General features: G+C 57.7%; 7 protein-coding genes and 1 tRNA gene. 4 read left to right on the forward strand and 4 right to left on the reverse strand.

The features are described 5' to 3' along the window. Positions 1-47: 47 nt before the first annotated feature. Positions 48-677, forward strand: coding sequence for an RNA pyrophosphohydrolase (locus Q0T48_RS21150; RefSeq protein WP_295960794.1), 630 nt, complete (start codon positions 48-50; stop codon positions 675-677). A gap of 3 nt (positions 678-680) precedes the next feature. Here Q0T48_RS21150 and proB read toward each other — a convergent pair whose 3' ends face one another. The 4 genes from proB to rplU all read right to left on the reverse strand — a co-directional run bounded on the left by proB (position 681) and on the right by rplU (position 3,734). After that, positions 681-1,844, reverse strand: coding sequence for a glutamate 5-kinase (gene proB, locus Q0T48_RS21155; RefSeq protein WP_295960797.1), 1,164 nt, complete (start codon positions 1,842-1,844; stop codon positions 681-683). 51 nt (positions 1,845-1,895) lie between these two features. After that, complete coding sequence (gene obgE, locus Q0T48_RS21160) at positions 1,896-2,981, reverse strand: GTPase ObgE (RefSeq protein WP_295960800.1); 1,086 nt, start codon at positions 2,979-2,981, stop codon at positions 1,896-1,898. Between the two features lie 168 nt (positions 2,982-3,149). Further along, a complete protein-coding gene (gene rpmA, locus Q0T48_RS21165; protein ID WP_295960802.1) occupies positions 3,150-3,410 on the reverse strand; it encodes a 50S ribosomal protein L27 in 261 nt (86 codons plus the stop codon). A 12-nt stretch (positions 3,411-3,422) separates the two neighbouring features. Further along, complete coding sequence (rplU, locus tag Q0T48_RS21170) at positions 3,423-3,734, reverse strand: 50S ribosomal protein L21 (protein ID WP_295960805.1); 312 nt, start codon at positions 3,732-3,734, stop codon at positions 3,423-3,425. Positions 3,735-3,881: 147 nt separating this feature from the next. Between rplU and Q0T48_RS21175 the strand changes: the two genes are divergently transcribed. The 3 genes from Q0T48_RS21175 to Q0T48_RS21185 all read left to right on the forward strand — a co-directional run bounded on the left by Q0T48_RS21175 (position 3,882) and on the right by Q0T48_RS21185 (position 6,131). Then, positions 3,882-4,865: a polyprenyl synthetase family protein gene (locus Q0T48_RS21175; protein WP_295960808.1), complete on the forward strand. Its 984-nt coding sequence runs from the start codon at positions 3,882-3,884 to the stop codon at positions 4,863-4,865. Between the two features lie 14 nt (positions 4,866-4,879). Continuing rightward, positions 4,880-4,956, forward strand: a tRNA-Pro gene (locus Q0T48_RS21180). Between the two features lie 155 nt (positions 4,957-5,111). After that, positions 5,112-6,131, forward strand: coding sequence for a site-specific integrase (locus Q0T48_RS21185; protein WP_295960811.1), 1,020 nt, complete (start codon positions 5,112-5,114; stop codon positions 6,129-6,131). Positions 6,132-6,254: the final 123 nt, after the last annotated feature.

The following is a 6,254-nucleotide window of genomic DNA, read 5'->3' on the forward strand; positions in this document are numbered from 1 at the left end:
GGCATCGCTGTGCATAATGGATACAGTTTAAAAATTGGGGTTTGATTATGCTTGACCGCGAAGGCTTTAGGCCTAACGTCGGCATCATCCTGCTCAACCAGAGAAATCAGGTATTTTGGGGCAAACGCATACGTACCCATTCTTGGCAGTTTCCGCAAGGTGGCATTGACCGGGGTGAAACCCCCGAGCAGGCCATGTTCCGCGAACTGCATGAGGAAGTAGGTCTACATCCTGAGCATGTACGCGTTGTGGCCCGCACCCGTGACTGGTTGCGCTACGAGGTGCCGGACCGCTTCATCCGCCGGGATGCACGCGGCCACTACAAAGGCCAGAAGCAAATCTGGTATTTACTGCAACTGGTCGGCCACGACTGGGATCTAAATCTGCGCGCCACCACCCACCCGGAGTTTGATGCCTGGCGGTGGAACGACTACTGGGTGCCGCTGGACGTGGTGGTGGAATTCAAGCGCGGCGTGTACGAGATGGCGCTGACCGAGCTGTCGCGCTTTCTGCCACGCTGCGACTACCGCAACCGCTTCTTGCGCAGCAATATGCGGGGCCGTGAAGGCGAGCATCCCGACGGGTGTTTTGAAGAGGCGCAAGGCGCACATTTTGAGCTGCCACCGGGTGCCACCTTTGACCCGGACCCGCAGCTCAGCCACCCGGCAATTCCGTAAGGCTTACCGCGACAGCACCAGGTTGTCGCGGTGCACCATCTCGGCTTCAGCCACATAGCCCAGCAGGCTCTCGATTTCGCTCGAGGGCTTGCGGCAAATCAAGCGCGCTTCTGCACTGGCGTAGTTGGCTAGACCCCGGCCAAAAGCTACGCCGTGGCTATCGCGGATGGCGATCACGTCACCACGCGAGAAATCGCCCTCCACCTGCGTCATGCCGATGGGCAGCAAGCTTTTGCCTCCATCGCGCACCTTGGCGGCGGCACCGGCATCCACCGTGACAGCGCCGCGCATCTGCAGATGGTCGGCCATCCACTGTTTGCGGGCCTGGGTTTTTTGGGTTTGCGCTACCAGCAAGGTGCCAATGGCTTCGCCGCGCGATAGGCGTACCAGTACGTCGGGTTCGCGGCCCCAGGCAATCACGGTAGAGGCACCCGAACCGGCCGCCCGCTTGGCCGCCAGAATCTTGGTAATCATGCCGCCACGTCCCAGGCTGGAGCCCGCACCGCCCGCCATGGCCTCCAGCGCCGGGTCACCGGCATGGGCTTCGTGGACGAAGGTGGCGGTGGCATCTTTGCGCGGGTCGGCGGTGAACAGGCCTTTTTGGTCGGTCAGAATCACCAGCGCATCGGCCTCGACCAGGTTGGCCACCAGCGCGCCCAGGGTGTCGTTGTCGCCAAACTTGATTTCGTCGTTAACGACCGTATCGTTCTCGTTGATGACCGGCACCACACCGTGCTGCAGCAGAGTCAGCAAGGTGGAGCGGGCATTGAGGTAGCGCTCGCGGTCGGCCAGGTCGGCGTGGGTCAGCAGCACCTGGGCGCTGCCCAGGCCGTTTTCGCGCAGTTTGGTTTCGTACATCTGCGCCAGGCCCATCTGACCCACTGCTGCTGCTGCCTGCAATTCATGCACAGCGCGGGGCCGGGTGGTCCAGCCCAGGCGCTTCATGCCCTCGGCAATGGCCCCGCTGGAGACCATGATGACCTCGCGCGGGCGCACCGACTGGCCTGCATTCTCCAGGCCTTTGACCAGCACGGCCAGCTGGCGACACCATTCGCCTATGGCCTGTTCGTCCAGTCCCCGGCCTTCGTTGGTGACCAAGCTGGAGCCCACCTTGACCACGATGCGCCGGGCATCGCGCAATACCGTTGAAGCAAAAATAGATGTCATTTAGGCCTGTAGCGCATATGAAATATGCGCCAATAGCTATGAATTTAGGAGTTACTCTTCGGCTGCGGTATCGGACGGCATGACCCCAAACCGGGGGTCGATCTCCACCGGCGTCTGCTCGGCCAGTTGCTGCGCCCTGACGTGCTTGTAAATCGCCTTTACCAAGGGTTCGCAGCCTTCACGGGTCAAGGCCGATATCTCAAACACCGGGCCCTTGAACTTGTAGCGCTTCACAAAATCTTTGACCAGGGCCGCACGCTTGTCGCTTTCGGCCATGTCCAGCTTGTTCAACACCAGCCAGCGCGGCTTGTTGTACAAACCGTCGTCGTATTTCTTCAACTCGCCCACAATCGCCTTGGCCTGCGCCACGGGATCCACCGCATCGTCAAACGGCACCATGTCCACAATGTGCAGCAGCAAGCGGGTGCGTTGCAAATGGCGCAAAAATAGATGGCCCAGGCCTGCGCCCTCAGCCGCACCTTCGATCAGACCGGGCAAATCGGCCACTACAAAGCTTTGCTCAGGGCCGACGCGCACGACACCCAGGTTGGGGTGCAAGGTGGTGAACGGGTAATCGGCAATGCGCGGGCGGGCATTGGAAATGGCGGTAATGAAAGTCGATTTACCGGCGTTGGGCATGCCCAGCAGGCCTACATCGGCCAGCAGGCGCAGCTCTAGCTTCAGGCTGCGCTTTTCGCCGGGCCAACCGGGGGTCTTCTGGCGGGGCGCGCGGTTGACGGCGCTCTTGAAGCGCATATTGCCAAAACCACCGTCGCCGCCCTTGGCGATGGTAATGACTTCACCTTCGACCAACAACTCAAACAATTTTTCACCGGTTTCGGCATCGGAAATGATGGTGCCAACCGGCATTTTCAAAATGATGTCGTCCCCGGCGGCACCGAACATGTCAGAGCCCATGCCGTGCTCGCCGCGCTTGGCGTCGTGGCGGCGCGAAAAGCGGAAATCGACCAGGGTATTCAGGTTGATGTCGGCCACCGCAAACACATGGCCGCCCCGACCACCGTCACCGCCGTTGGGGCCGCCGAATTCTTTGTATTTCTCGTGACGAAACGACACGCACCCTGCCCCGCCATCGCCTGCGGAGATGTCAATGAAGGCTTCGTCAACGAATTTCATACCGATTCCAATATCAAAATTGTGAGTCCTCTAGAAATACGATTCCCGGGCGGCATCGCCTGCAAGCCCAAAATCAAATTTCCAGAAGCCTCTTGGGTGTCCCTAAAACACCGAAGCCCCGACGAGGCGGGGCTTCGGGGGGATCCAAGCGATCTATCTAACCAGGGCTTAGGCCGCAGGTGTGACGAGAACTTGGTGCTTGTTCATCGAACCCTTGATAGCGAAGGACACGTGGCCCGCTACCAAAGCGAACAAGGTGTGGTCCTTGCCAATACCGACATTGGTGCCGGGATGGAACTTGGTACCACGTTGGCGAACGATGATCGCGCCTGCGCTCACCAGTTCACCGCCGAACTTCTTCACACCCAGCATCTTAGGGTTTGAATCACGTCCATTTCGCGTAGAGCCGCCGCCTTTTTTCTGTGCCATGACCTGTGCCCGTTATGCTGCAATCACGCCGATTTGCAGTTCGGTGAACTGCTGGCGGTGACCTTGGCGTTTCATGTAGTGCTTACGACGGCGCATTTTGAAAATGCCCACTTTGTCGTGCTTGCCGTGAGCCACTACCGTGACCGTAACCGTTGCGCCGGAAACCAAGGGCGTGCCAACCTTGATCTCGCTGCCGTTGCCGACTGCCAGAACCTGATCAAACACAATCTCTTGGCCTACGTCCGCAGCAATCTGTTCTACTTTAATTTTTTCACCAGAAGCAACACGATACTGTTTGCCTCCGGTTTTTATGACCGCGTACATACTTGACCTCTTCACTAAATCTGCAGACGGATTTCCACAGAGCCTTAGATTCTAGCATTGTCTTGCGCATACCACTAATCACAGTAGTTTGGTGGGCAATTTGCGGCTACGAACTTCCTATAATTGCGTAACTAACCGTTTTTTATTTTGTCCGTCAATTCTTCCCGCACCGCTGCCGCCCTCGCCCTCATTGCCGATGACATGCGCGAGGTAGATCTTGTCATTGCACAACGCCTGGCCTCTGGCGTACCACTGGTGGGCACCGTATCGCAGTACATCATTTCCGCAGGCGGCAAACGCCTGCGGCCGGCGATTTTGCTGCTGATGTGCGGTGCTTTGGGCTACACCGATGCGCAGCGTTTCAACATGGCGGCCGTGGTGGAGTTCATCCACACCGCCACCCTGCTGCACGACGACGTGGTCGACGAATCCACCCTGCGCCGGGGTCGCCCCACCGCCAACGAGACCTTTGGTAACCCAGCCAGCGTGCTGGTGGGCGACTTTTTGTATTCACGCGCATTCCAGATGATGGTCGATGCCAAAGACATGCGCATCATGCAAATTTTGGCCGATGCCACCAACGTGATCGCCGAGGGCGAGGTGATGCAACTGGTCAACATGCACGACGCATCGCTCGATGAGGCCGCTTACCTGCGCGTGATCCGCTCCAAAACCGCCAAGTTGTTTGAAGCCAGCGCCCGGCTAGCCGCCATCCTGTCGCATGGTTCGCCCGAAGTAGAAGCAGCCTGTGCCGCCTACGGCCAAGCGCTGGGTACGGCTTTCCAGGTGATTGACGACGTGCTCGACTACGACGGTGATGCAACGGAGATGGGCAAAAACCTGGGCGATGACCTGCGCGAAGGCAAAGCCACCCTACCCCTGATCGCCGCCATGCGCCTCGGCAGCGCAGAACAATGCACGTTGATCCGCAGCGCCATTGAAACCGGTGAAACCGAGCGCTTGGACGAGATCATTGCGATTGTCAAAAGTACCGGCGCGCTGGATGTCACCCGCCAAGCCGCCGCAGCCGAAGCGCAGCGCGCGATAGAGGCCACAAAACACTTCCAGCCCAATGCCTATACCGATGGCTTGCTACAATTAGCCGCGCAATTATTGGAACGCCGTTCGTAAACGAATGGTTCCCGCGGGGTGTAGCTTAGTCAGGTAAAGCGCTACGTTCGGGACGTAGAGACCGCACATTCGAATCGTGTCACCCCGACCAAAAATCCTTATAAATCAAGCACTTACAGATGCACTGCACACTCGATTTTTGAGGAAAATCCCAAACTGTGCCAAATCGGGCCGGTTTACCCGCATGAGTTGGGTCGACGGATAAATAACGATAGCTACAGAAGACTCCACAACACGGAGTCCTTCATGGCATCTATCGAAAACCGCTCGCGCTACACCGTCACCGTCAAAAATCGGGACGACCTCACCCAAGAATTTCCGTTCAACAAATCTAAGACCATCCAAGCCCACATCGCGAAACTGCGCGAGCAAGGTTTCAAACCCAAACTGTCCCAAGCAGAAAACCTCTTTCTGGTGCGCATCCGTCAAAAGGGCTACGACGAAGACCAGGTGATGCGTACCTCGCGTGAAGAAGCGGACGCTTACATCAAAAAAATCGAAGAAGAACGACACCGGGGCCTGTTCATCGATTACACAGCCGCCCACAAAACCAGCTTCGCCACCTTGTTGGTTCGCTACCTGGAGGAAGAAGTCCCAAAACTCAAAAGCAGCCGCTACCTGACGACCATCAAGGTCGAAGGCTGGCTTGAGGACAGCGGTCCCGAGGGCGTAAAAATGCTGGGGGCCTACCGGGAAGGCTTGGAGGCAAAGAACGTCACCAGACGTCCGGCCAAACACAAGATGCGCGAAGTATCGACCTGCCTAGCGTGGCTTCACAAGCGTTTGTCAGAAGTCACAACATCCGATATTGAAGATTACATCGCTGAGCGTTTGCTGAGCGTGATGCCAGCCACCGTAGACCGCGAATTCGACATCCTGCGGGCCATTTTTACCGTACTCACCAAGATATGGGACATCAACCTTGCCAAAAATCCCCTGGACGCAGCGCGACGCCCCCAGTATTTCAATGAACGGGATCGGCGTATCCCCCCCGAGGAAGAACGGCGGCTCATAGACGCCTTAGCCGCCATTGACCGCGAGCGCGCGGTCCAATTCGCACTAATCAGCCTGGTCGACAGCGCAGTGCAAGAAGTGGAGTTCACCAGCACGAGTGCCAGGAAGAAAGTTCGCGCAAGCGAAGCTAAACGCCTGCGTGCCAGAGCAGAACAAGAATGTGAACCGGTTCCCCTGCTGGAAACTTTTGCACATTTTCAGTTGATGACCGCTGCGCGCCGAAGTGAATCCTTGAACTTAAGGCAATGCTGAACAAGGCCATTCAAAATGGCTCTTCCGGGGTACTGATAACAAGAATGCGCCGAATCCGGCCAAAACGAGTCGTTTTCTAACCCCTTGGGGCTAGGTTCGCGGGCCTTTGGGCCCACTTTGCGC

Source organism: Rhodoferax sp. (genome assembly GCF_025354435.1).
Taxonomy (GTDB): Bacteria; Pseudomonadota; Gammaproteobacteria; order Burkholderiales; family Burkholderiaceae_C; genus Rhodoferax_B.

Bases quoted from the DNA above. Each gene is read 5' to 3' on its own strand.
- Q0T48_RS21150 (WP_295960794.1), top strand. From the start codon at position 48: ATGCTTGACCGCGAAGGCTTTAGGCCTAACGTCGGCATCATCCTGCTC.
- proB (WP_295960797.1), bottom strand. From the start codon at position 1,844: ATGACATCTATTTTTGCTTCAACGGTATTGCGCGATGCCCGGCGCATC.
- obgE (WP_295960800.1), bottom strand. From the start codon at position 2,981: ATGAAATTCGTTGACGAAGCCTTCATTGACATCTCCGCAGGCGATGGC.
- rpmA (WP_295960802.1), bottom strand. From the start codon at position 3,410: ATGGCACAGAAAAAAGGCGGCGGCTCTACGCGAAATGGACGTGATTCA.
- rplU (WP_295960805.1), bottom strand. From the start codon at position 3,734: ATGTACGCGGTCATAAAAACCGGAGGCAAACAGTATCGTGTTGCTTCT.
- Q0T48_RS21185 (WP_295960811.1), top strand. From the start codon at position 5,112: ATGGCATCTATCGAAAACCGCTCGCGCTACACCGTCACCGTCAAAAAT.